Origin of the sequence: Pseudomonas sp. ICMP22404 (assembly GCF_006227205.1) — a bacterium.
In the GTDB taxonomy this organism is placed as follows: Bacteria; Pseudomonadota; Gammaproteobacteria; order Pseudomonadales; family Pseudomonadaceae; genus Aquipseudomonas.
In genome coordinates, this window is record NZ_VCNG01000009.1 from 259,371 (window position 1) to 281,042 (window position 21,672).

A 21,672-nucleotide genomic window follows, 5' to 3' on the forward strand; every position below is an offset into this window, starting at 1 on the left:
GCAGGCATCGCGCCGGAGACGGCCATGAAAACGCTGGAAACCTTGTCCTTCGATAACCGCTTCGCCCGCCTGGGCGACGGTTTTTCGGCCCATGTGTTGCCTGAACCCATCGACAACCCACGGCTGGTCGTCGCCAGCCCGGGCGCCATGGCACTGCTGGATCTTGACCCGGCCGAAGCCCAGGCGCCGTTGTTCGCTGAACTGTTCGGCGGGCATAAGTTGTGGGCCGAAACCGAGCCTCGGGCGATGGTGTATTCCGGACATCAGTTCGGCCACTACAACCCGCAACTCGGTGACGGACGAGGCTTGCTGCTGGGAGAGGTGTACAACGAAGCCGGCGAACACTGGGACCTTCACCTCAAGGGCGCGGGCCAGACGCCGTTCTCACGGATGGGCGACGGACGGGCGGTGTTGCGCTCCTCGATCCGCGAGTTCCTGGCATCCGAAGCGCTCCACGCCTTGGGCATCCCCACCACCCGTGCCTTGTGCGTGATCGGCTCGGACACCCCGGTATGGCGCGAAAAACAGGAGCGCGCCGCCATGGTGCTGCGCCTGGCACCGAGTCACGTGCGTTTCGGCCATTTCGAGTATTTCTACTACACCAAGAAACCCGAGCTGCATGCCGCGCTCGCCGAGCACGTATTGAACCTGCACTTCGCCGAATGCCGTGAACAGCCGGAACCGTACCTGGCGATGTTCCGCGAAATCGTCGAACGCAACGCCGAACTCATTGCGAAATGGCAGGCCTATGGTTTCTGCCATGGCGTGATGAACACCGACAACATGTCGATTCTGGGCATCACCTTCGACTTCGGGCCGTTTGCCTTCCTCGATGACTTCGACGCCAACTTCATCTGCAACCACTCCGATGACCAGGGTCGCTATTCCTTCAGCAACCAGGTACCCATCGGCCAGTGGAACCTCAGCGCCCTGGCCCAGGCCCTGACGCCGTTCATCAGCGTCGAAGCCCTGCGCGAGACCCTGGGCTTGTACCTGCCGCTTTACCAGGCCCATTACCTGGACCTGATGCGCCGTCGCCTCGGCCTGACAACTGCGGAGGAAGATGACCAGAAATTGGTGGAGCGCCTGTTGCAACTGATGCAGAACAGCGGCGTCGACTACAGCCTGTTCTTCCGCCGGTTAGGCGATCAATCGCCTGAACAAGCCGTCACCAGGCTGCGGGACGACTTCGTCGACCTTATGGGCTTCGACGCCTGGGGCGCGCTTTACATCGCCCGCGTCGGCCGTGAAGGCAGCGTCGATCAGGAACAGCGCCGGATCCGCATGCACGCGGTGAACCCGTTGTATGTATTGCGCAACTATCTGGCACAGAACGCCATCGATGCCGCCGAGTCAGGCGACTACGAAGAAGTCCGCCGCCTGCATAAGGTGCTGAGCCGTCCGTTCGAGGAGCAACCGGGCATGGACAGCTATGCGCAACGGCCGCCGGAGTGGGGCAAGCATCTGGAGATCAGTTGCTCGTCGTGACCCAGCTCAATAGCTGGAATCGGCTTTCAGCCAAACGCGCTTTTGTGGCGAGGGGATTTATCCCCGCTGGGCTGCGAAGCGGCCCCAAAAAGCTGCAATTGCACGCAGCCTGACAAGACTTGATCGGTTTTAAGGAGTGCTTCGCAGCCCAACGGGGATTTATCCCCTCGCCACAAAAGCTGTCTCACCCGACCTTATCGTTCCCCTGCTCAGGCGTCTCGATTCCCCGCTCTGCCTCGGTGGCATCCTTGTCAGTGGGTTTGGCCGGCGTTTTTTTCTCGGGATAGCCGGGCAGGCCGCAGGCGTCTTCGGGGGTCAGTTCGTCTCGTTCGTGACGGCGATCAATGGCATAGGCGGGAGCGGCGTTCGGGTCTTCGTCGCGACCGGCGGTGCCGAGCACCCAGCCGTCATCGTTGGGGTTGTCCTGCGGTGCGTGCGTGACAGGTTCTCGAGGATGGCTCATGGGACCTCCTTGGGTTGCGAACAGATGCGTTGTGGTCTTTTTGAGGCCATCGAAGGGCGTCAGTGCGGCGCATCTGATGAATGGCAACCTTGATAAACCGCCTCGGCGACACCAGATCAACATCATGACCGACTTATGGAGTTCACCATGTCTGACCCGATGCTGATCCCCTGCCCCCATTGCAACGGGCTCAATCGCATACCTGCCGAACGTCTGGCCGACCAGCCCAAGTGTGGGCGCTGCAAAGCTCCGGTGTTATTGGGCAAGCCGTTCGAGCTCAAACAGGCCGACTATTCCAGCCAGGTCAAGGGCGACCTGCCGTTGCTGGTGGATGTGTGGGCGGACTGGTGCGGCCCCTGCAAATCCTTTGCGCCGGTGTTCGAACAGGCCGCCGCACAACTGACCGGTAAATGCCGACTGGCCAAACTAGACAGCGAAGCCAACCCGCAACTGTCGGCGCAATTGGGAATTCGTTCGATTCCCAGCCTGATCCTGTTCAAGAATGGCAAGGAAGTCGCACGGCAAAGCGGAGCGTTACCCTTGCCGCAACTGATGAGCTGGTTGCGCAGCCAGGGGATCTGACGCTACTCCATTGTGGGAGCGAGCCTGCTCGCGATGCGCAGACACATTCAACATCGATGTGCCTGTCAGTCCGCTATCGCGAGCAGGCTCGCTCCCACATAGGTGCCTGAAACAACCTCTCAGTCAGGCGTTTTCCAACAACCCATGCAACTCCACGAACTGCTGGGTCAACTTGTGCCGCGCATCCAGATGAATCAGCGGCAGGCTGGCCTGGTGGGATTCACGCATGCGCACCGAGCTGCTCAGGTACACCGGCAGTACCGGCAAGCCCTCGGCGATCAGTTCGTCGAGCATCTGCTGCGGCAGGCTGGCCCGGGCCTGGAACTGGTTGACCACGATGCCTTCAATCTCCAGGCTCTCATTATGGTCTTCCTTGAGCTCTTCTATTTCCGCCAGCAGGCCATACAACGCCTGGCGGGAAAAACTGTCGCAATCGAAAGGGATCAACACCCGATCAGCCGCAATCAGCGCTGAAACCGCATAGAAATTCAGGGCTGGTGGCGTATCCAGGTAGATCCGATCGTAATCCTCGTCCAGCTCTTCGAGTAATTTGCGCAGCTTGTTGATCTTGTGCTTCGCCTCAAGCTTGGGCTGCAGATCCGTCAGTTCGGCAGTGGCGGTGATGACATGCAGGTTATCGAACGGCGTTTCGTAGATATCGACCTTGTTCTTCTTCGAGAAGGGTCCGGAGGACAGGGTTTGCTTGAAGAAGTCGGCAATGCCCATGGGGATGTCGTCGCCGGTGAGACCGGTCAGGTATTGGGTGGAATTGGCCTGTGCGTCCAGGTCCACCAACAACGTGCGATACCCTTCGCTGGCGCTGACCGCCGCCAGGTTGCAGGCGATGCTGGACTTGCCCACCCCACCTTTCTGATTGAATACCACGCGCCGCATGTCAAAACCTCCGTGTATCAAAGATTCCCGAGTGTAGTAGGCGATGACACCGCTTCGCTACCTTCAGCATGGATGGACTACAGCGTTAGTGGCTTTTTCCGGTAAAGAAGCGTCAATTCGCGCGAAGGATAACGGAAGCAGCCGACAGACAGGTTCGTCACAATCGCGATAATGAGCTGGCCGAGCCGGGACGAACCCACCGTCAGGTTTTCCCGTTTTAATGTAACCATTGTTTGCTACAAGCCAACGGCACCGGGATAATGCGCGCCATTTGGGTCGCAAGGCCATGCTGGGTTGGACGCGGGTCAAACCACTGAACCGTGACAATAAAAAGCCCGCAGGGGTGGGATGAATTTTTTGATCAATTTCAATATCGCCCAATGGCGCGCATGGGCCCCTGGGCTCGAAAGCGTGGACGACTGGCAGGCCTGGAGCCAACAGCCGGTGATATTGCCCGCCAACGACGCCGCCCCTGATGTCTCGTTCCTGCCGGCCATGCAGCGCCGCCGCCTCAGTCGCCTGGCGCGGATGGCCTTCAGTGTCGGCTGGCCCCTGGCCGAAGGCCGGCCGAACCTGCCGTTGGTCTTTATTTCCCGCCACGGTGAAACCCCGCGCACATTTGAGATTCTCAAGGACCTGGCAGCCGACCAACCGTTGTCGCCCACCCAGTTCAGCCTGTCGGTGCACAACGCAGTGATCGGCCTGTGGTCGATCATGCGCAACGAAACCAGCGAAATGACGGCCCTGGCCGCCACGGGCGACGGGTTGGAGCATGGTGTCCTGGAAGCCGCCGCGCTGTTGAATGAAGGTGCACCGGCGGTGCTGCTGGTCATCACCGAAGAACAACCGCCCCTGGTATATGCACCCTGGGTTGACGACGTGCCGTTTCCCTATGCGATGGGGCTGCTGCTGACCCGGGGCGAAGACTGGCAACTGGCCTTGTCCACCCCACAGGTTCAACCGTCCGGCAGCGACTGGCCCCATGCCCTGGATCTGCTGCGTACGCTGTTGAACGACGAAACCACCTGCCAACATGCCTGGAAGAATCGTGTATGGACCTGGCAACGCAACCGGTGACGGGCAAGCATCGCGACGCCTATTACTGGCGCCTGCTCGCGACCGCTGCAAGCTTCGCCCTGTTCGGGCTGGGCGGGCTGTGCCTGCGGTTGCTGGTGTTTCCGCTGCTGGCCTGGTGGCCCGGCGATGCCCAGGTCCATCGGCAACGGGCCCGGCGCACGGTTGGACGGCTGTTCTGGTTCTTCATCCGGTTCATGGCCCGCACCGGCGTGCTCACTTATCAGATCGACGGCGCAGAAAAACTTGGCCGGCCCGGACAGATGATCATCGCCAACCACCCGTCGCTGATCGACGTGGTGTTTCTGATCGGGCTGGTGCGCGATGCCAATTGCGTGGTCAAGCAAAGCCTCTGGGACAACCCCTTCACCCGCGGCCCGTTGCGCTCGACCCAATACATCAGCAACGACGGCAGCATGGACATGCTCGACGCCGCCAGCGATGCCCTGAAAGATGGCCAGACCCTGATCGTGTTCCCCGAGGGTACGCGTACCCAGCCCGGCCAGGCGCCGGCCTTTCATCGGGGCGCTGCGGCTATCGCCCTGCGAGGTGCGAAAATCCTCACACCCGTGACCATCAAGGTCAGCCCGACCACCCTGACCAAGGCCGAACCCTGGTATCGCATCCCCCAACGCCGCGTGCACTTCAGTTTCCATGTGGGGGCCGATATAGATCCAAAGGCGTTCGCCACGCTCGGCCCCCCGCCTCTTGCTTCGCGCAGGCTCAACGATTTTTTGCATCACTATTTCATCAAGGAGCTCGCCGAAGATGAGCGATCTGCACCGTGACATCAAACAGCTGATCATCGACGCCCTCGGCCTGGAGGACATCGAGGTCGACGACATCGGCGACCACCAGACCCTGTTCGGCGAAGGCCTGGGCCTGGACTCGGTGGATGCCCTGGAGCTTGGCCTGGCGATCCAGAAACAGTACGGCATCAAAATAGATGCCGACGCCAAGGACACCCGCAACCATTTCAGCAATGTGGCAAGCCTTGCGGCCTTCGTCACTGCAAAACGCGCTTGAGACCGGACCATGCAAACTCGTGACGACATTTTCAACACCCTGCGCGATGCCCTGGTGGAGCTTTTCGAACTGGACCCTGAGCGCGTGACGCTGGAATCGAACCTGTATCAGGACCTGGAAATCGACAGCATCGACGCGGTCGACCTGATCGATCACATCAAGCGCCAGACCGGCAAGAAAATCGCCGCAGAAGAATTCAAGACGGTACGCACCGTCAACGACGTGGTCGAGGCGGTCTATCGACTGGTCCAACCGGCCGCATGAGCCGGCTGATTGGCCTTGGCCTGCTATTGGCGGGCCTGCTGTACCCCTTTGCGGTGTATTTCGGCATGGAGCACTTCGCCCCTTGGCAGTTCGGCCTGCTGCTGGGTAGCTTGTGGCTGGCCCGGGCATTGCTCGTTAACCGAGGACTCGGCAAAGGTGAGCCTGGCAATCTGTGGATGGCGGTCGCGGCGATCGTGTTCTGCGGGTTGCTCGCGCTGTTCGATAACCCGCTCCTGCTGCGTTGGTATCCGGTACTGATCAGTGCCTTCATGCTCGGGATGTTCACCCTGAGCCTGAAATACGGCCCGCCGATGATCGAGCGCATAGCCCGCCTGCGTGAACCGCAATTGCCGGCAAAAGCGGTGGTTTATACCCGCCAGGTCACGGTGGTCTGGAGTGTGTTTTTCCTCTGTAACGGTTTGCTCGCCGCCGTCCTGACGCTCTGGGCGCCGCTGAGCTGGTGGATGTTGTACACCGGTCTGATTTCCTACGGGTTGATGGGGCTGCTGTTTGCCATTGAATGGCTCATACGACAAAGGGTAAGAGGCCGCCCATGAATTGGATAAAACTTGAGCAGATGTTGCTCGAGGCTCAGCCGGAGCGCGCAGTCGCCGTCGATCCGGCACTCAGTCATTCGCAACTGCGGGACGAAGCGCTGTGCCTGGCCGCAGGCCTGCACGCCCGCGGTGTACAGCGTATGGCCGTGCACCTGGAAGACGCCGCCGACCTGGCCGTCGCCCTGCTCGGTGCCTGGCGTGCCGGGGTGCGCGTCCTGCTTCCCGCCGACCTGCAGGCCCAGACCCGCCAGCGCTGGTCGGCCGAGGTCGACCTGTGGCTGACCGACCAGCCTGGCGACACCCATCCAGGCGACTTGCGACAGGCTCCCCTGGAGCCTGTCGAGCTGGACCTTGACCAATGCGGGTTGAGTCTGTGCACCTCCGGCTCCAGCGGCGAGCCCAAGCGCATCGAGAAAAACCTGCGCCAGTTGAGCAACGAGGTCCAGGCCCTGGAGCAATTGTGGGGCGCCGACCTGGGCCGCGCCTGCATGATTGGCAGCGTCGCCGCCCAGCACATCTACGGCCTGCTGTTCCGGGTCCTGTGGCCGCTGTGCGCAGGGCGGCCGTTCGTGCGCCGGCAATTGGCGTTTCCCGAAGACCTGCAACGCGCCAGCCGCGAGCACCCGGTCTTCGCCTGGGTCGCCAGCCCGGCACTGCTCAAGCGCATGGGCGACAACCTCGACTGGACGGCCTTGAGCAGCGTGCGCCGGGTGTTCTCCTCCGGTGGCGCCTTGCCGGCCGAGGCCGCTCAAAGCCTGCAGCAGCGCCTGGGCCAATGGCCGACGGAAATATTCGGCAGTTCGGAAACCGGCGGTATCGCCTGGCGCCAGAGTGATGAACGGTGGCAGCCCTTTGCCGGTGTCGAACTGAGCCAGGACAGCGACGGTGCCTTGCTGGTCGCTTCGCCTTATCTGCCTCCCGCCCATGTGGAACATACCGCCGACGCCGCACGGATTGACGCCGATGGGCGCTTCGAACTGCTCGGACGCCTGGATCGCATCGTCAAGCTCGAAGAAAAGCGCATCTCCCTGCCGATGCTGGAACAGGCATTGGTGGCCCACGACTGGGTGAGCGAAGCGCGGCTGGGGGTAGTGCGGGAAAATCGTGCATCCCTTGGCGCTCTGCTGGTACTGAGCGAAACCGGCCTCCATGCATTACGTAACCAGGGTCGTCGCGCCGTGACCGAAACCTTGCGTCGCCACCTGAGCGGGCATTGCGAAACACTGGCCCTGCCACGGCGCTGGCGCTGGCTGCGCCAGTTGCCACTCAACGCTCAAGGCAAGCTGCCCCAGGCCGAGGTCGAAGCCCTGCTGGCGGCCCCGCGCCCAAAGGCTCCCGACGTGCTGGAGCAGGTCGAGACCGACGGCGAATGGAGCCTGCAATTGGTCGTGCCGCCGGACCTGGCGTACTTCAGCGGCCACTTTCCCACCGCCCCGGTACTGCCCGGCGTGGTGCAGGTCGACTGGGCCCTGAACCTGGGCCGGCAACTGCTGGACCTGCCGCCGCGCTTCGTCGGGATGGAAGTGCTGAAGTTCCAGCAACTGGTACGCCCCGGCGATGAAGTCCAGTTGCACCTGCGCTTCGACCGCGAGCGCGGCAAGCTGTACTTCGCCTACCGCAACGATACGGCAGCGTGCTCCAGTGGGCGGATTGTGCTGGGGGCAGCCCATGACTAATGCTCACACCGTCCTGTGGCGAGGGGATTTATCCCCGCTCGAGTGCGAAGCACTCGCCAACGAATTGTGGTGCTTCACAGGACTTGGGGTCGCTGCGCAACCCAGCGGGGCGGTGCGACGCTTCGCTGAATCCCCTCGCCACAAGAGCTCGGTGGAAGGCAAAAGACATGCATAACCCCTGCGCCGTCATCCCCGTCTACAACCACGAAACCGCCATCTCGACGGTGGTCCAGGCATTGCTCGCCAATGGCCTGCCCTGTGTGTTGGTCGACGACGCCAGCAGCCCGGCCTGCGCGGCGGTGCTGGAGCGGCTGGCCGTGGATGAGCGGGTTCACCTGGTCAGGCTGGCGGTCAACCAGGGCAAGGGGGGCGCCGTCATGACCGGCCTGCGGGAAGCCTCGCGCCTGGGCTTCAGCCATGCCTTGCAGGTGGACGCCGATGGACAGCACGACCTCGACGACGTGAAAACCTTCATCGACCAGTCCCGCGCCCACCCGGACGCGGTGGTCTGCGGCTACCCGCAATACGACGCCAGCGTGCCGAAAGGCCGCCTGTACGCTCGCTACCTGACCCACGTCATGGTCTGGATCAACAGCCTGTCCTTGCAGATCCGCGACTCCATGTGCGGCTTTCGGGTCTACCCCCTGCCAGCGACCCTGGCGCTGATCAACTCGGCGAACATTGGCAAGCGCATGGATTTCGATTCGGACATCCTGGTACGACTGGCCTGGCGTAACCAACCGATGTGCTGGCTGCGCACCCGGGTCCACTACCCCCAGGACGGGGTTTCGCACTTTCGTCTGTTCCACGACAACGTGCTGATTTCCAGCATGCACACCCGTTTGTTCTTCGGCATGCTGGTACGTGCTCCCCTGATTCTCTGGCGACGGTGGCGGACATGAGTCTCCAGGCTGACAAAACGCATTGGGCCGACCGCCAGGAGCGCGGCAGTTTCTGGCTGATGAAACTCACGGCGTTCGCTGCCAAGGTGTTGGGCCGTCGCCTGCTGAGCCCGGTGCTGTACGGCATCGTCCTGTACTTCTTCATTTTCGGTCGCAGCGCTCGCCGGGCAGCCTGGCAATATCAGCAGCGCCTGGCCGACTGGAGCGGCCGCATCGAATTGCGCCCTACCCACGGCAAAGTCTTCGGGCAGTTCATGGCGTTTGCCGACTCGCTGCTGGACAAACTCGACGTGTGGAACGGCAAACTGAGCATCGACCAGATCGAAATCGTCGATACGGCATTGCTGCGCAATCATCTGCGTGGCGCTCGCGGCCAGATGCTGGTGGGGGCGCATCTGGGCAACCTGGAAATGTGCCGGGCCCTGGCCGAACTGGGCGAAAAAGTCACCATGAACGTGCTGGTGCATACCAAGCACGCCGAACAATTCAATCGCCTGCTGGGCGAAGCCGGCGCCACGCACCTGCGGCTGATCCAGGTCAGCGAACTGGATCCGGCGGTGATGCTGCAACTGAGCGAGCGCCTGGAGCGCGGCGAGTGGCTGGCGATTGCCGGCGACCGCGTGCCGCTGCACGGCGGACGCAGCGTGACCGTGGACTTCATGGGCCACCCGGCCGCGTTTCCCCAGGGACCCTGGCTGATGGCCGGCCTGTTGAAATGCCCGGTCAACCTGCTGATGTGCCTCAAGCACGAGGGGCGCTATCGCGTCACCCTCGAGCCCTTCGCCGACGCGGTGGTGTGGAAACGCACCGAACGCGAGCAAGTGATCGCCCACTGGGCCGGTCGCTATGCCGAGCGCCTGGCGCAGTACTGCCTCCAGGGGCCCCAACAGTGGTTCAACTTTTACCCTTTCTGGAAGATCGATGACGATGCCCACTCTTGAGCCGGTAACCTTCGGCGAACGCCCCCTGCGCATCGAAGACGTGCTGGCCCTGGCCAACCGTCAGGCGCCGACGCAACTGCAGGATGATCCGGCGTTCCGCCAGCGCATTGCCAAGGGTGCGCAATTTCTCGATTCCCTGCTGGACAAGGAAGGGGTGATCTACGGCGTGACCACCGGTTACGGCGATTCCTGCGTGGTGGCCGTGCCGTTGCAGCACGTCGAGGCCTTGCCGCGCCACCTGTATACGTTCCACGGCTGCGGCCTGGGCAAGCTGCTGGATGCCCAGGCCACCCGCTCGGTGCTGGCCGCGCGCTTGCAGTCGTTGTGCCACGGCGTCTCCGGAGTACGGGTTGAACTGCTCGAACGTCTCCAGGCTTTTCTCGAGCACGACATCCTGCCGCTGATTCCGGAAGAAGGTTCGGTGGGCGCCAGCGGCGACCTGACGCCGTTGTCCTATGTGGCCGCGACGCTCTCCGGCGAACGTGAGGTGATGTTCCGTGGCGAACGCCGGCTGGCCGCCGACGTACACCGCGAATTGGGCTGGACCCCGCTGGTGCTGCGGCCCAAGGAAGCCCTGGCCCTGATGAACGGCACCGCCGTGATGACTGGCCTCGCCTGCCTGGCCTTCGCCCGGGCCGACTACCTGCTGCAATTGGCGACCCGCATCACCGCGCTGAACGTCGTCGCCCTGCAAGGCAACCCCGAGCACTTCGACGAGCGCTTGTTCGCCGCCAAGCCACACCCGGGGCAGATGCAGGTCGCCGCGTGGCTGCGCAAGGACCTGGCGATCGACGCACCGACCGCGCCGCTGCATCGCCTGCAGGACCGCTATTCCCTGCGCTGCGCGCCCCATGTACTCGGCGTGCTGGCCGACAGTCTGAACTGGTTGCGCGCGTTCATCGAAACCGAGCTCAACAGCGCCAACGACAATCCGATCATCGATGCCGAAGCCGAGCGGGTGCTGCACGGCGGGCATTTCTATGGTGGGCACATCGCCTTCGCCATGGACAGCCTGAAAAACCTGGTGGCCAACGTCGCCGATCTGCTCGACCGGCAACTCGCCCTGCTGGTGGACGAGCGCTACAACCATGGCCTGCCGAGCAACCTGTCCGGCGCCAGCGCCGAGCGGGCGATGCTCAACCATGGTTTCAAGGCCGTGCAGATCGGCGCCAGCGCCTGGACCGCCGAAGCGCTGAAAAACACGATGCCAGCCAGCGTGTTCTCGCGCTCCACCGAGTGCCACAACCAGGACAAGGTCAGCATGGGCACCATCGCCGCCCGGGATGCGATCCGCGTGCTGGAGCTGACCGAACAAGTCGCCGCCGCGACGCTGCTGGCGGCCAACCAGGGCGTGTGGCTACGCAGCCGTGCCGAGGACGCGCGACCGCTGCCGCCGGCTCTGGCCGCCATGCACGAACAACTGGCCGGGGATTTCCCGCCGGTCATCGAAGACCGCGCCCTGGAAGGCGAACTGCGCCTGTGCCTGCAACGCATCGCCGAGCAACACTGGAGGCTGCATGCGTAGCCAGGGCGTGCTGCATGTCGAGACGCAGATTGTCGTACCGTTTTTCGATGTCGATTCGATGCACGTGGTCTGGCACGGCCACTACGTCAAATACCTGGAAATGGCCCGCTGCGCCCTGCTCGATGAGATCGGCCACAACTACAACGACATGCTCGCCGCCGGGTACGCATGGCCGGTGATCGACCTGCAACTGCGCTACGTGCGCAGCGCGGTGTTCGGTCAGGCCCTGACCGTGCGTGCCAGTCTGGTGGAGTGGGAGAACCGGTTGAAGATCAACTACCTGATCAGCGACACGCTCACCGGCGAACGCCTGACCCGCGCCAGCTCGGTGCAGGTGGCCGTGGACATCACGACCCGCGAGATGCTGCTGGCCTCGCCCAAGGTGTTTGTCGACGCCGTCGAAAGGAAACTGTCATGAAACGCCTGCCCCTCTGGTTGCTGCTGTTTTGCCTGTCGCCCCTGGCCCAGGCCTTCGACTTGCAGCAACTGAGCGAACAGCTGGCCCGCCCGGATGCCATCCACGGCCAGTTCATCCAGGAAAAGCACCTGCGCGCCCTGCCCCAACCGCTCATCAGCAAGGGGCATTTCGTTCTGGCGAAACAAGGCCTGCTGTGGCTGCTACAGACGCCGCTGCAACAGGACTACCGCATTACCGCCCAAGGCATCGCCCGAAGGGACGGCAACGCCTGGCAAATGCTGCCGAACAAGAGTGCCGGCGCCGAACAGAACCGGCTGTTCCTGGCCGTCTTGCAGGGCGACAGCAGTGGTCTGCTGCGGGATTTCGAGCTCAGCCTGTCGGGTGAGCCGCAGCGGTGGAAGCTGACCCTGACCCCGCGCTCGGTGTTGCTCAAACAGGTGTTCAACCAGATCAACATCGACGGTGGCGAACTGGTGCAGCGCATCGAGCTGCTTGAAACCCAGGGCGACAGCACGGTGCTGCGCATGCAGGACAGCGTCGCCACGCAACCCTTGAGCGAAGCGGAGCGACACGACTTTGCCGAGTGAACGCAGGTTGCCACGGCTGTTCCTGATACTGCTGCTGGCGGTGCTGGCGCTCGCCGGTTGGCAGTGGCGCAACGGTGCGCCACTGTCGGTCAACCTCATGGAACTGGTGCCGGGCACGTCCCCCGATGCCCTGGAGCTTGTCGCTGAGCAACGCATGCAGGAGCCGCTGAATCGCGAGGTGCTGGTGCTGGTCGGTCACGCCGACCGTCAGCAAGCCATCGCCCTGGCGCAAACCCTTGGCGAGCAATGGCAGGCCAGTGGCCTGTTCGATAAGGTCCAGTGGACGCTGCAAGCCGATTTGCCGGCGCTGCGCACGCAACTGCTGAACGGACGGCTGGCGATGCTCTCGGCCACGGACCGCCAGCAATTGATCGACCAGCCCCAGGCGTTCATCCAGCAGCGGGTACAGGCGCTGTTCGACCCGTTCAGCGGCTTCAGCCTGGTACCGAGCCAGGATGACTGGCTGGGCCTGACCGGGCGTATCCAGAACAGCCAGCCCCAACGCGGCGCGATACAGCTGGACGTAGGCAGCGGTGCATTGATTGCCGATGCCGATGGCAAAAGCTGGGTGATGCTACGGGCCCGCACCCAAGGCAACGCCTTCGACATGAACCTGCCGCTGCAAGTGGCCGATCTGCTGCAACGCAGCCGCGACCAGGCAGGCCAGGCCCAAGGGCAACTGTTAGCGGCCAGTGGCTTGCTGTACGCCGCCAGCGGCCAGCAACAGGCATCAAAGGAAATCACCTGGGTTGGCGGTGGCGCGACAGTGGGTATTCTGCTGCTGCTGTTGCTGGCCTTCCGACGCCTGCGGGTATGGCTCGCGTTCATGCCGGTACTGGTCGGCATGCTGTTTGGCGCGGTGGCCTGCGTGGCACTGTTCGGGCGCATGCATGTCATGACCCTGGTGCTGGGCTCGAGCCTGATCGGCGTAGCGGTGGACTATCCGCTGCACTACCTGTCCAAGAGCTGGAGCCTCAAGCCGTGGCGCAGTTGGCCAGCCCTGCGCCTGACCTTGCCGGGGCTGAGCCTGAGCCTGGCGACCACCTGCATCGGCTACCTGGCCCTGGCCTGGACACCCTTCCCGGCCCTGACCCAGATCGCGGTATTTTCCGCCGCCGGGCTGGTCGGCGCCTACCTGACCGCGGTTTGCCTGCTGCCGGCGCTGCTCAAGGGCACGGACCTGCGTCCTGCCCAGTGGCCGCTGCGCTTCTGCGAACAACTGCTCAAGGTCCGCGAAGCACTGCTGGCGCGGGTTCCCACGCCAATCCTGCTGGCGCTGCTGCTGATCTTCTGCGCCGGAGGGCTTTGGCACCTGAGCACGAAAAACGACATCCGCCAATGGATCGGCACGCCCCAGCATCTGACCGACGAGGCCCGCGATATCGCCCGCATCACCGGTTTCCAACCCACCAGCCAGTTCTTCCTGATTCGCGCCGACAATCAATCCCAACTGCTGGAACGCCAGACCGCCCTCAACGAGCGGCTGGACCAGTTGGTCGGCCTGGAAAAACTCCAGGGCTACCTGTCACTGAACCAACTGGTCAGCCCGCCGGCCGAACAGCAGAAAGTCCGTGAAGCCCTGGCCCGGCTCCCGGCGTTCTGGCAACCGCTGCTGGACCTGGGCGTGCCGGTCGCCGCCTTGCAGGCAGAGCTGACCCAACTACAGGCCTTGCCGGTGGAAGACATCGATGCCGCGCTGACCGGTCCGTTGGCCGAGCCATATCGCATGCTCTGGCTCGGCCCGACCGAGCAAGGCGTGGCTGCCATGATCAGCTTGCAGGGTTTGAACGACGCCGCGCTGCTGCGCTTGCAGGCGGTGGATCTGCCCGGCGTGCAGTTGGTGGACCGCCTGGGCGATCTGAATCGGGTGTTCGCCGCCACGCAGATCAGCGCCGCCGAGCTGAAACTGGCCTCTTGCGTGCTGATCGTACTGCTGTTGATCTGGCCGTTCGGCGTCTGGGCAGCCCTGCGGATCGTGGCCCTGCCGCTGCTTGCCGCGCTGTGCAGCCTGGCGAGCCTGGGCTGGCTGGGGCAGCCGTTGACCCTGTTCAGCCTGTTCGGGCTGCTGCTGGTGACGGCCATCGGCGTCGATTACGCGATCCTGATGCGCGAGCAGATCGGCGGTGCTGCGGTGAGCCTGCTGGGCACCCTGCTCGCGGCGGTCACTACTTGGCTGTCGTTCGGCCTGCTGGCGCTTTCCAGTACGCCGGCAGTGAGCAATTTTGGCCTGGCGGTGAGCCTGGGGCTGGCGTTCAGCTTCATGCTGGCGCCGTGGGCCGGGCACCAGGAGCATGCACCACCCGTGCTGGAACCCGCCCAATGACGATTACGCACCACTCTCACTCGAACATCGCTGCCTTGGCAAGGAGTCCAAATGTCTGCAATTGAAATGGAACGTCGCCAGGTCGTCATCATCGGCGCAGGGCCGTCCGGCGCCATCGCGGCGGCGCTGCTCAAGCGCAAGGGGCACGATGTGCTGGTCATCGAACGCCAGCATTTTCCCCGGTTCTCCATCGGCGAGAGCCTGCTGTCCCACTGCCTGGACTTCGTCGAAGAGGCCGGCATGCTCGACGCGGTGCAGGCCGCAGGTTTCCAGCGCAAGAACGGCGCGGCCTTCGCCTGGGGTGAGCGCTATAGCGCCTTCGATTTCGGCGACACCTTCAGCGAAGGCAAGCCCACCACCTTCCAGGTACAGCGCGCCGACTTCGACAAGCTGCTGGCCGATCAAGCCGCCCTGCAAGGGGTGGAGATCCGTTATGGCGAAGCCATCGCCAGCGTCGATTTCAAGCTCGCCAAACCGCAACTGGGTGTACGGCGCGAGGATGGCAGCGAGTACCGGATCGAGGCCCAGTTCGTCCTCGACGCCAGCGGCTATGGTCGAGTCCTGCCACGCTTGCTGGACCTTGAGGCACCGTCGAACTTCCCGGTGCGCCAGGCCGTATTCACCCATGTCGAGGACCGCATCGATACCCCGGCCTTCGACCGGGAGAAAATCCTCATCACCACCCACCCGACCCAACGCGATATCTGGTTCTGGACCATTCCGTTCAGTGACGGGCGCTGCTCGGTTGGTGTGGTCGCGGCGGCAGAGCATTTTGCGGGCTGCACCGACGACCTCGACGCCTGCCTGCGGGGGTTCATCGACGAGACTCCAAGCCTCGCCCGAGTGTTGGACAACGCCGTGTGGGATACCCCGGCACGGACCATCGGCGGCTACTCGGCCAATGTCAAAACCTTGCATGGCCAAGGCTTCGCCCTGCTGGGCAACGCCGCGGAATTTCTCGACCCGGTGTTCTCCTCCGGCGTGACCATCGCCATGCGCTCGGCAAGCATGGCGGCCGGCGTATTGCATCGTCAGCTGCAAGGTGAAAGCGTGGACTGGCAAAGCGAGTTCGCCGAACCGCTCAAGCGTGGCGTCGACACCTTCCGCTGCTACGTCGAGGGCTGGTACGCCGGCACCTTCCAGGACGTGATCTTCTATACCGAAGGTTCTTCCGACATCCGCCGCATGATCAGCTCGATCCTGGCAGGGTATGCCTGGGATCAACGCAACCCGTTCGTCAGCGAACCCAAGCGACGCCTGCGCATGCTCTCGGAAATCTGTGCGAGCCCGGCCCATGAGTGAGATGAACTACCTGAGCGACAATTACGTCGAAGAAACCCGCTTCGGCTTCTGGTTCCTGCGCAGCCACACCTGGCAGCACCATGTGCTGCGCGTGGCGATCAACGACCTGCGCAGCCTGTTCAGTACGCCGTTGCCCACCGCCCCGGTGCTGCTGGACGCCGGTTGCGGCCAGGGCAAATCGTTCCAGTACCTGCGCCAGGTGTTCGCGCCACAGCGGTTGATCGGGGTCGATGCCGATCCCCATAGCCTGGCGTTGAGCGCCGAAGAAGCGGCCCGCGAGGGCATGACCGTGGAACTGATCGGCAGCGATTGCGCAACCTTGGCGGTACCGGACGCCAGCGTCGACCTGTTGTTCTGTCACCAGACCTTCCATCATCTGGTGGAGCAGGAAAAGGCCCTGGCCGAGTTCTATCGCGTGCTCAAGCCCGGCGGCTACCTGATGTTCGCCGAATCCACCGAGGCCTACATCGATACCTGGGTCATCCGCTGGCTGTTCCGTCATCCCATGCACGTACAGAAAAGTGCCGCGCAATACCTGGAGATGATCCGCCAGCAAGGGTTCCGCTTCGAAGCCGACAACGTGTCCTATCCCTATCTGTGGTGGAGCCGCGCCAGGGACTTCGGTCTGTTGGAACGTTTTGGCCTGCGCCGCCCCAGGCCGTTCGGCGAGCGGGAAGAAACCCTGGTCAACGTCGTGGCCCGCAAGCCCGTCGAAGGAGTTGGCAAATGATCCGCGCCTGCCTCAATGGCCTGCTGATCGGCTGCCTGTTGCTGCTCGGAGCCTGCGCCAGTCATGCGCCACTGCCCCAGCACACCCCCACCCTGGCGCTGCCGCTGCAATTGCACATCGAGCGACAACTGGCCGGGCAGCGCCAGGACTGGCTGCTGGTGATCCAGCGCGAAGACGCCGGCATTCGCTGGTCGATGATGGACCCGCTGGGTATTCCCCTGGCCCGCCAACGCCTGGTCGATGGCCAGTGGCAAGCCGACGGCCTGCTGCCCCCCAACGCCGAAGCCCGGGAGCTGTTCGCCGCGCTGCTGTTCGCCCTGACCCCTGAAACCGAGCTGTCCGGCAATTATCCGACCGCCCGGCAACAGACCGCGCAACGAACCCTGGATTCCCGCTGGCAGGTGCGCTACAAGCAGCCGCTGGATTTCCAACTGAGCCTGCCCCAAGGCCTCCACTACCGCATCACGCCGCTGACCGAGAGCACTCCATGACCGCCTATTTGAATGCCCTCGGCGTGATCTGTGCCCTGGGCCGCGATAAACATGAAGTGGCGCGCAACCTATTCGCCGGCGATTGCTCGGGCCTGCGTATCGAAGCCGGGTGGGTGGCCGAGCGTGCCTTGCCGGTTGCTTCGGTAACAGGTGAACTGGCTCGCATCCCCGAGACCCTGGCCGCCCATGGCAGCCGCAACAATCAGTTGCTGCTGGAGGCCGGGTTGCAGATCCGGCCCGAGATCGACCGGGCCATCCGGGCCTATGGCCGTGCGCGCATCGGCATAGTCCTGGGCACCAGCACCTCGGGAATCGACGAGGCCAGTCAGGGCATCGCCCATTACCTGCGCGAACAGCGCTTCCCGGACGGCTACGACTACCAGCAGCAGGAACTCAGCGCGCCGGCCAATTTCCTCTCCGACTGGCTCGGCCTGAGTGGTCCGTCCTATGTGATTTCCACCGCCTGCACCTCCAGCGCCCGTGCCTTGATGAGCGCCCGGCGTCTGCTCGACCTGGGCCTGTGCGATGCGGTGCTCTGCGGCGGGGTGGACAGCCTGTGCAAGCTGACCCTCAACGGTTTTTCGGCGCTGGAAGCAGTGTCGAACGAGCGCTGCAATCCGTTTTCGGTAAACCGCAACGGCATCAACATCGGCGAGGCGGCCGTGCTGTTTCTGATGAGCAAGACACCAGGTAATGGAACGCCGATTGCCTTGCTCGGCGATGGCGCCAGCTCCGATGCCCATCATATTTCCGCTCCGGAGCCCAGCGGTCGCGGCGCTCGCCAAGCCATGGAAAAAGCCTTGCTCTGCGCAGGTCTCGAGGCCAGCCAGATCGACTACCTGAACCTGCACGGCACCGCCACGCAACACAACGACGCCATGGAAAGCCATGCGGTGGCCGGCCTGTTTCCGCAGGGGGTGCCGTGTTCATCCACCAAACCCATGACCGGCCACACCCTGGGTGCGGCCGGAGCGTTGGAAGCGGCCTTCTGCTGGTTGAGCCTGAGCGCCGAAAACCCCACCGGGGCTCTGCCGCCTCATGTCTGGGACGGTCAGGCCGATCCCGACCTGCCGGCCTTGGCCTGGACCCGCGCCGACAGCCGCCTGAATCCGACCGCCCCCCGTCGCCTGATGAGCAATTCGTTTGCCTTCGGCGGCAACAACGTCAGCCTGATTATCGGAGATGCCCCATGATTGACTGGCCACTCGCCGAACTGCTGCCCCACGCAGGCGACATGATTCTCATCGATCGCGTCGTGGCATTCGATGACGAGCAGATCCATACCCACGCCATCGTCAAACCCGGGGGATTGTTCAACCGTGACGACGGTGGCCTGCCGGCCTGGGTCGGCATCGAGTTGATGGCCCAGAGCGTCGCCGCGTTTGCCGGTTGCCATGCGCGCCGACGTGGCGACGCCGTTGAGCTGGGTTTTTTGCTCGGCACCCGTAAGTTCGAATGCAACGTCGACTGTTTTCCAGTCGGTACCGAGCTGGACATCCGCGGTATGCGCTCGCTGGAAGACGACAACGGCATGGGTGTGTTCGAGTGCCATATCGAAGCACCCGGCATACATGCCACAGCCCGGTTGAACGTGTTCCGTCCACCCAAGTCCGCCCACTACCTCCATGAACCATCCGCAACAGGAAACCAGCCATGACTGAATCCGTATTGGTCACCGGCTCCAGCCGTGGCATCGGCCGCGCCATCGCCCTGCGCCTGGCCCAGGCCGGGCATGACATCGTGCTGCACTGCCGCAGCGGCCGTGCTGAGGCCGATGCCGTCCAGGCCGAGATCCAGGCCCTCGGTCGACAGGCCCGGGTCCTGCAGTTCGACGTGTCCGACCGTGCCGCCTGCAAGGCCATTCTCGAGGCCGACGTCGAAACCCACGGCGCCTACTATGGCGTGGTGCTCAATGCAGGTCTGACCCGCGATGGTGCGTTTCCAGCCCTGAGTGAAGAAGACTGGGACGCGGTGATGCGCACCAACCTCGACGGTTTCTACAACGTGCTGCATCCGGTGATGATGCCGATGATCCGTCGTCGCGCCGCCGGACGAATCGTCTGCATCACGTCGGTGTCGGGGTTGATCGGCAACCGTGGCCAGGTCAATTACAGCGCCTCGAAGGCCGGACTGATCGGGGCGGCCAAGGCGTTGGCAATCGAACTCGGCAAGCGCAAGATTACCGTCAATTGCGTCGCGCCAGGGCTGATCGACACCGCCATGCTCGATGAAAACGTCCCCGTGGAAGAACTGATGAAAATGATTCCCGCCCAGCGCATGGGCACGCCGGAAGAAGTGGCCAGCGCGGTGAACTTTCTGATGTCCGCCGAAGCCGGCTATATCACCCGGCAGGTCCTGGCCGTCAACGGAGGCTTGTGCTGATGAAGCGCGTTGTCGTCACCGGCATGGCCGGCATCACCTCCGTGGGCAGCGATTGGGAGACCATCGCCGCCAACTTCGCCGCCAACCGCAGCGGCATCCGGCGCATGGACGAGTGGGACCGATTCACTGAGCTGAACACCCGCCTGGCCGGCCCCATCGATGATTTCAAGGTCCCGGCCCACTGGACACGCAAGCAACTGCGCAGCATGGGCCGGGTCTCGCGGCTGGCGGTCGCCGCGGCAGAACAAGCCCTGGCCGACGCCGGCCTGTTGGGTGACGAGTCGATCAAGGACGGACGCATGGGCGTATCCTGCGGCTCGTCGACCGGCAGCACCGACGAGGTCAAGGCGTTCGGCAACATGCTGCTCAACAGCGTGGCCGAAGGCCTGAACGCCAACTCCTATGTGCGGATGATGCCCCATACCACGGCGGCCAATATCAGCATTTTCTTCGGCCTTACCGGACGGATGATTCCCACCTCCAGCGCTTGCACCAGTGGCAGCCATGGCATCGGCTACGCGTACGAGGCGATCAAGTTCGGGCGCCTGCCCTTGATGATTGCCGGTGGCGCGGAGGAACTGTGCCCGACCGAAGCGATGGTCTTCGACGCGCTCTACGCCACCAGCCTGAAGAACGATGCACCACAGACCAGCCCACGCCCTTACGACAAGGGCCGTGATGGCCTGGTGATCGGCGAAGGTGCCGGCATGCTGGTCCTTGAAGAGCTGGAACATGCCCTGGCCCGCGGTGCGCGAATCCACGCCGAAATCGTCGGCTTCGGCAGCAACGCCGATGGCCAGCATGCTACCCGTCCCGAGCTGGTCACCATGCGCCGGGCCATGGAGCTGGCCCTGGAAGATGCGGGCCTCGAACCCTCCGCCATCGGCTACGTCAACGGGCACGGCACCGCCACCGAACAGGGCGACATTGCCGAAACCCTCGCCACCAGCAGCCTGTTCGGTGAACGCATGCCCATCAGTTCGCAGAAAAGCTTCCTGGGCCATACCTTGGGCGCCTGCGGGGCACTGGAGTCCTGGTTCAGCATCGAGATGATGAACCGCGACCGGTATGTACATACCTGCAATCTCGACGAAGTCGACCCTCAATGCGGCCAGCTCGATTATCTGCGCAACGAGTTTCGGTCGATGAGCAACGAGTACGTGATGAACAACAACTTCGCCTTTGGCGGGGTCAACACTTCGTTGATCTTCCGTCGCTGGCACTGACGCCCGTTCCTCTGGTCAAGGAGACCCTGATGTCGCTGAAGAAAATCGCCGTTACCGCCGCCCTGTTGCTCAGCACCCTGCCGACTCTCAGCCAGGCCCGTGATACCGCGCTGTACCTGCCTTTCGACAAGGTCGTCGCCGAAGCCATCCGCACCGGCAAGATCGACGGCAGCGTGAAATTCTACCTGGCGGGCAACAAACCGGCCGGTAACGTCACCGTGGTCAGCCCCGGTGCGGTGACTAACAAGAAAACCAACGCCTTCAACAAATCCGACGAAGCAGCCTGCGAATGGGTGCTGCAATCGGCGCTGATCAGCCTGCACCAGGCAGCCAAGAATGCAGGCGCCAACGCCGTGACCAACATCGTCAGCTTCTACAAGAGCAACGAGCGCAAAGACCCTGCGACCTATGAATGCCATGCCGGCGCGATCATGGCAGGCGTTGCATTGAAGGGGGATCTGTCGAAGGTGCAATAAGCCCTCGGGCATTGATGCCGCCCGGCCCGCCGCCATCGCGAGCAGGCTCGCTCCCACAAAAGTTCTGTACCAGGCGCAGGCGTTTGGCTCACTGATACTCCACTGTGGGAGCGAGCCTGCTCGCGATGGCGGCAGGACAGTCGACAGCGATGCCAACTGATCCACCACTATCGCGAGCAAGCTCGGCTCCCACAAGGGATATGTATCCGGTACAGGTTTCTTGAGGGGCCACTGTGAACTGGCCTAATGATTTTGGACACTTCAATCGGGCGCTATGATGGCGCCCAAATCTGAGGTGTTTGGCTATGCGTAAATCTTATTCCAGTGAGTTCAAGCTCAAAGCTG

24 protein-coding genes are annotated in these 21,672 nt (G+C 63.2%); 22 read left to right on the forward strand and 2 right to left on the reverse strand.

Annotation, left to right across the window (positions count from 1 at the left end; all coding sequences use genetic code 11):
* Positions 1-24: 24 nt before the first annotated feature.
* A complete protein-coding gene (gene selO, locus FGE05_RS17495; protein WP_139646882.1) occupies positions 25-1,488 on the forward strand; it encodes a protein adenylyltransferase SelO in 1,464 nt (487 codons plus the stop codon).
* A gap of 184 nt (positions 1,489-1,672) precedes the next feature.
* Here the strand turns inward: selO and FGE05_RS17500 are convergent, their stop codons facing one another.
* Complete coding sequence (locus tag FGE05_RS17500) at positions 1,673-1,951, reverse strand: hypothetical protein (RefSeq protein ID WP_139646884.1); 279 nt, start codon at positions 1,949-1,951, stop codon at positions 1,673-1,675.
* Between the two features lie 147 nt (positions 1,952-2,098).
* Between FGE05_RS17500 and trxC the strand changes: the two genes are divergently transcribed.
* Positions 2,099-2,533: a thioredoxin TrxC gene (gene trxC, locus FGE05_RS17505; RefSeq protein WP_139646886.1), complete on the forward strand. Its 435-nt coding sequence runs from the start codon at positions 2,099-2,101 to the stop codon at positions 2,531-2,533.
* Positions 2,534-2,656: 123 nt separating this feature from the next.
* Here the strand turns inward: trxC and FGE05_RS17510 are convergent, their stop codons facing one another.
* Complete coding sequence (locus FGE05_RS17510) at positions 2,657-3,427, reverse strand: ParA family protein (RefSeq protein WP_139646888.1); 771 nt, start codon at positions 3,425-3,427, stop codon at positions 2,657-2,659.
* A 348-nt stretch (positions 3,428-3,775) separates the two neighbouring features.
* Between FGE05_RS17510 and FGE05_RS17515 the strand changes: the two genes are divergently transcribed.
* The 20 genes from FGE05_RS17515 (at position 3,776) to FGE05_RS17610 (ending at position 21,327) form a co-directional block, all read left to right on the forward strand.
* On the forward strand, positions 3,776-4,504 hold the full coding sequence (locus tag FGE05_RS17515; protein ID WP_139646890.1) for a beta-ketoacyl synthase chain length factor: 729 nt from the start codon (positions 3,776-3,778) through the stop codon (positions 4,502-4,504).
* Positions 4,480-5,289, forward strand: a complete 810-nt coding sequence (locus FGE05_RS17520) for a 1-acyl-sn-glycerol-3-phosphate acyltransferase (protein WP_139646892.1) — start codon at positions 4,480-4,482, stop codon at positions 5,287-5,289. The genes FGE05_RS17515 and FGE05_RS17520 overlap by 25 nt, the downstream gene beginning before the upstream one ends.
* Complete coding sequence (locus FGE05_RS17525) at positions 5,270-5,527, forward strand: phosphopantetheine-binding protein (RefSeq protein WP_024779865.1); 258 nt, start codon at positions 5,270-5,272, stop codon at positions 5,525-5,527. The genes FGE05_RS17520 and FGE05_RS17525 overlap by 20 nt, the downstream gene beginning before the upstream one ends.
* A 9-nt stretch (positions 5,528-5,536) precedes the next feature.
* Positions 5,537-5,791, forward strand: a complete 255-nt coding sequence (locus FGE05_RS17530; RefSeq protein ID WP_024779866.1) for an acyl carrier protein — start codon at positions 5,537-5,539, stop codon at positions 5,789-5,791.
* On the forward strand, positions 5,788-6,348 hold the full coding sequence (locus FGE05_RS17535) for a hypothetical protein (RefSeq protein ID WP_139646893.1): 561 nt from the start codon (positions 5,788-5,790) through the stop codon (positions 6,346-6,348). The genes FGE05_RS17530 and FGE05_RS17535 overlap by 4 nt, the downstream gene beginning before the upstream one ends.
* Complete coding sequence (locus FGE05_RS17540; protein WP_139646895.1) at positions 6,345-8,024, forward strand: AMP-binding protein; 1,680 nt, start codon at positions 6,345-6,347, stop codon at positions 8,022-8,024. Before FGE05_RS17535 ends, FGE05_RS17540 begins: the two co-directional genes overlap by 4 nt.
* Before the next feature lie 167 nt (positions 8,025-8,191).
* A complete protein-coding gene (locus FGE05_RS17545; RefSeq protein WP_139646897.1) occupies positions 8,192-8,926 on the forward strand; it encodes a glycosyltransferase family 2 protein in 735 nt (244 codons plus the stop codon).
* A complete protein-coding gene (locus FGE05_RS17550; RefSeq protein ID WP_139646899.1) occupies positions 8,923-9,867 on the forward strand; it encodes a glycosyl transferase in 945 nt (314 codons plus the stop codon). Before FGE05_RS17545 ends, FGE05_RS17550 begins: the two co-directional genes overlap by 4 nt.
* Positions 9,848-11,392, forward strand: coding sequence for a histidine ammonia-lyase (gene hutH / locus FGE05_RS17555; protein ID WP_139646901.1), 1,545 nt, complete (start codon positions 9,848-9,850; stop codon positions 11,390-11,392). Before FGE05_RS17550 ends, hutH begins: the two co-directional genes overlap by 20 nt.
* Entirely contained in the window at positions 11,385-11,810 is a 426-nt protein-coding gene (locus FGE05_RS17560) for a thioesterase family protein (RefSeq protein ID WP_139646903.1), read from the forward strand. The genes hutH and FGE05_RS17560 overlap by 8 nt, the downstream gene beginning before the upstream one ends.
* Positions 11,807-12,397, forward strand: coding sequence for an outer membrane lipoprotein carrier protein LolA (locus tag FGE05_RS17565; RefSeq protein WP_139646905.1), 591 nt, complete (start codon positions 11,807-11,809; stop codon positions 12,395-12,397). The genes FGE05_RS17560 and FGE05_RS17565 overlap by 4 nt, the downstream gene beginning before the upstream one ends.
* The gene (locus FGE05_RS17570) at positions 12,387-14,720 is read left to right on the forward strand and encodes an MMPL family transporter (RefSeq protein ID WP_139646907.1); all 2,334 of its coding nucleotides are present in this window, start codon (positions 12,387-12,389) and stop codon (positions 14,718-14,720) included. The genes FGE05_RS17565 and FGE05_RS17570 overlap by 11 nt, the downstream gene beginning before the upstream one ends.
* Before the next feature lie 51 nt (positions 14,721-14,771).
* Complete coding sequence (locus FGE05_RS17575) at positions 14,772-16,022, forward strand: NAD(P)/FAD-dependent oxidoreductase (protein WP_139646909.1); 1,251 nt, start codon at positions 14,772-14,774, stop codon at positions 16,020-16,022.
* 1 nt (position 16,023) lies between these two features.
* Positions 16,024-16,752: a class I SAM-dependent methyltransferase gene (locus FGE05_RS17580; protein WP_139646926.1), complete on the forward strand. Its 729-nt coding sequence runs from the start codon at positions 16,024-16,026 to the stop codon at positions 16,750-16,752.
* Positions 16,749-17,243, forward strand: coding sequence for a DUF3261 domain-containing protein (locus tag FGE05_RS17585; protein WP_139646910.1), 495 nt, complete (start codon positions 16,749-16,751; stop codon positions 17,241-17,243). Before FGE05_RS17580 ends, FGE05_RS17585 begins: the two co-directional genes overlap by 4 nt.
* The gene (locus FGE05_RS17590; protein WP_139646912.1) at positions 17,240-18,436 is read left to right on the forward strand and encodes a beta-ketoacyl-[acyl-carrier-protein] synthase family protein; all 1,197 of its coding nucleotides are present in this window, start codon (positions 17,240-17,242) and stop codon (positions 18,434-18,436) included. The genes FGE05_RS17585 and FGE05_RS17590 overlap by 4 nt, the downstream gene beginning before the upstream one ends.
* The gene (locus tag FGE05_RS17595; RefSeq protein ID WP_139646914.1) at positions 18,433-18,900 is read left to right on the forward strand and encodes a hotdog family protein; all 468 of its coding nucleotides are present in this window, start codon (positions 18,433-18,435) and stop codon (positions 18,898-18,900) included. Before FGE05_RS17590 ends, FGE05_RS17595 begins: the two co-directional genes overlap by 4 nt.
* The gene (gene fabG / locus FGE05_RS17600; RefSeq protein ID WP_139646916.1) at positions 18,897-19,625 is read left to right on the forward strand and encodes a 3-oxoacyl-ACP reductase FabG; all 729 of its coding nucleotides are present in this window, start codon (positions 18,897-18,899) and stop codon (positions 19,623-19,625) included. Before FGE05_RS17595 ends, fabG begins: the two co-directional genes overlap by 4 nt.
* Positions 19,625-20,851 carry a beta-ketoacyl-ACP synthase gene (locus FGE05_RS17605; protein WP_033034765.1) on the forward strand — a complete coding sequence of 409 codons (1,227 nt, stop codon included), beginning with the start codon at positions 19,625-19,627 and terminating at the stop codon, positions 20,849-20,851. The genes fabG and FGE05_RS17605 overlap by 1 nt, the downstream gene beginning before the upstream one ends.
* A gap of 29 nt (positions 20,852-20,880) precedes the next feature.
* The gene (locus FGE05_RS17610) at positions 20,881-21,327 is read left to right on the forward strand and encodes an excinuclease (protein ID WP_139646918.1); all 447 of its coding nucleotides are present in this window, start codon (positions 20,881-20,883) and stop codon (positions 21,325-21,327) included.
* Positions 21,328-21,672 lie beyond the last annotated feature (345 nt).

Bases quoted from the DNA above. Each gene is read 5' to 3' on its own strand.
- selO (WP_139646882.1), top strand. From the start codon at position 25: ATGAAAACGCTGGAAACCTTGTCCTTCGATAACCGCTTCGCCCGCCTG.
- FGE05_RS17590 (WP_139646912.1), top strand. From the start codon at position 17,240: ATGACCGCCTATTTGAATGCCCTCGGCGTGATCTGTGCCCTGGGCCGC.
- FGE05_RS17500 (WP_139646884.1), bottom strand. From the start codon at position 1,951: ATGAGCCATCCTCGAGAACCTGTCACGCACGCACCGCAGGACAACCCC.
- hutH (WP_139646901.1), top strand. From the start codon at position 9,848: ATGACGATGCCCACTCTTGAGCCGGTAACCTTCGGCGAACGCCCCCTG.
- FGE05_RS17580 (WP_139646926.1), top strand. From the start codon at position 16,024: ATGAACTACCTGAGCGACAATTACGTCGAAGAAACCCGCTTCGGCTTC.
- FGE05_RS17575 (WP_139646909.1), top strand. From the start codon at position 14,772: ATGTCTGCAATTGAAATGGAACGTCGCCAGGTCGTCATCATCGGCGCA.
- FGE05_RS17530 (WP_024779866.1), top strand. From the start codon at position 5,537: ATGCAAACTCGTGACGACATTTTCAACACCCTGCGCGATGCCCTGGTG.
- FGE05_RS17560 (WP_139646903.1), top strand. From the start codon at position 11,385: ATGCGTAGCCAGGGCGTGCTGCATGTCGAGACGCAGATTGTCGTACCG.
- fabG (WP_139646916.1), top strand. From the start codon at position 18,897: ATGACTGAATCCGTATTGGTCACCGGCTCCAGCCGTGGCATCGGCCGC.
- FGE05_RS17515 (WP_139646890.1), top strand. From the start codon at position 3,776: ATGAATTTTTTGATCAATTTCAATATCGCCCAATGGCGCGCATGGGCC.
- FGE05_RS17605 (WP_033034765.1), top strand. From the start codon at position 19,625: ATGAAGCGCGTTGTCGTCACCGGCATGGCCGGCATCACCTCCGTGGGC.
- FGE05_RS17565 (WP_139646905.1), top strand. From the start codon at position 11,807: ATGAAACGCCTGCCCCTCTGGTTGCTGCTGTTTTGCCTGTCGCCCCTG.
- FGE05_RS17535 (WP_139646893.1), top strand. From the start codon at position 5,788: ATGAGCCGGCTGATTGGCCTTGGCCTGCTATTGGCGGGCCTGCTGTAC.
- trxC (WP_139646886.1), top strand. From the start codon at position 2,099: ATGTCTGACCCGATGCTGATCCCCTGCCCCCATTGCAACGGGCTCAAT.
- FGE05_RS17510 (WP_139646888.1), bottom strand. From the start codon at position 3,427: ATGCGGCGCGTGGTATTCAATCAGAAAGGTGGGGTGGGCAAGTCCAGC.
- FGE05_RS17550 (WP_139646899.1), top strand. From the start codon at position 8,923: ATGAGTCTCCAGGCTGACAAAACGCATTGGGCCGACCGCCAGGAGCGC.
- FGE05_RS17595 (WP_139646914.1), top strand. From the start codon at position 18,433: ATGATTGACTGGCCACTCGCCGAACTGCTGCCCCACGCAGGCGACATG.
- FGE05_RS17520 (WP_139646892.1), top strand. From the start codon at position 4,480: ATGGACCTGGCAACGCAACCGGTGACGGGCAAGCATCGCGACGCCTAT.
- FGE05_RS17525 (WP_024779865.1), top strand. From the start codon at position 5,270: ATGAGCGATCTGCACCGTGACATCAAACAGCTGATCATCGACGCCCTC.
- FGE05_RS17610 (WP_139646918.1), top strand. From the start codon at position 20,881: ATGTCGCTGAAGAAAATCGCCGTTACCGCCGCCCTGTTGCTCAGCACC.
- FGE05_RS17540 (WP_139646895.1), top strand. From the start codon at position 6,345: ATGAATTGGATAAAACTTGAGCAGATGTTGCTCGAGGCTCAGCCGGAG.
- FGE05_RS17545 (WP_139646897.1), top strand. From the start codon at position 8,192: ATGCATAACCCCTGCGCCGTCATCCCCGTCTACAACCACGAAACCGCC.
- FGE05_RS17585 (WP_139646910.1), top strand. From the start codon at position 16,749: ATGATCCGCGCCTGCCTCAATGGCCTGCTGATCGGCTGCCTGTTGCTG.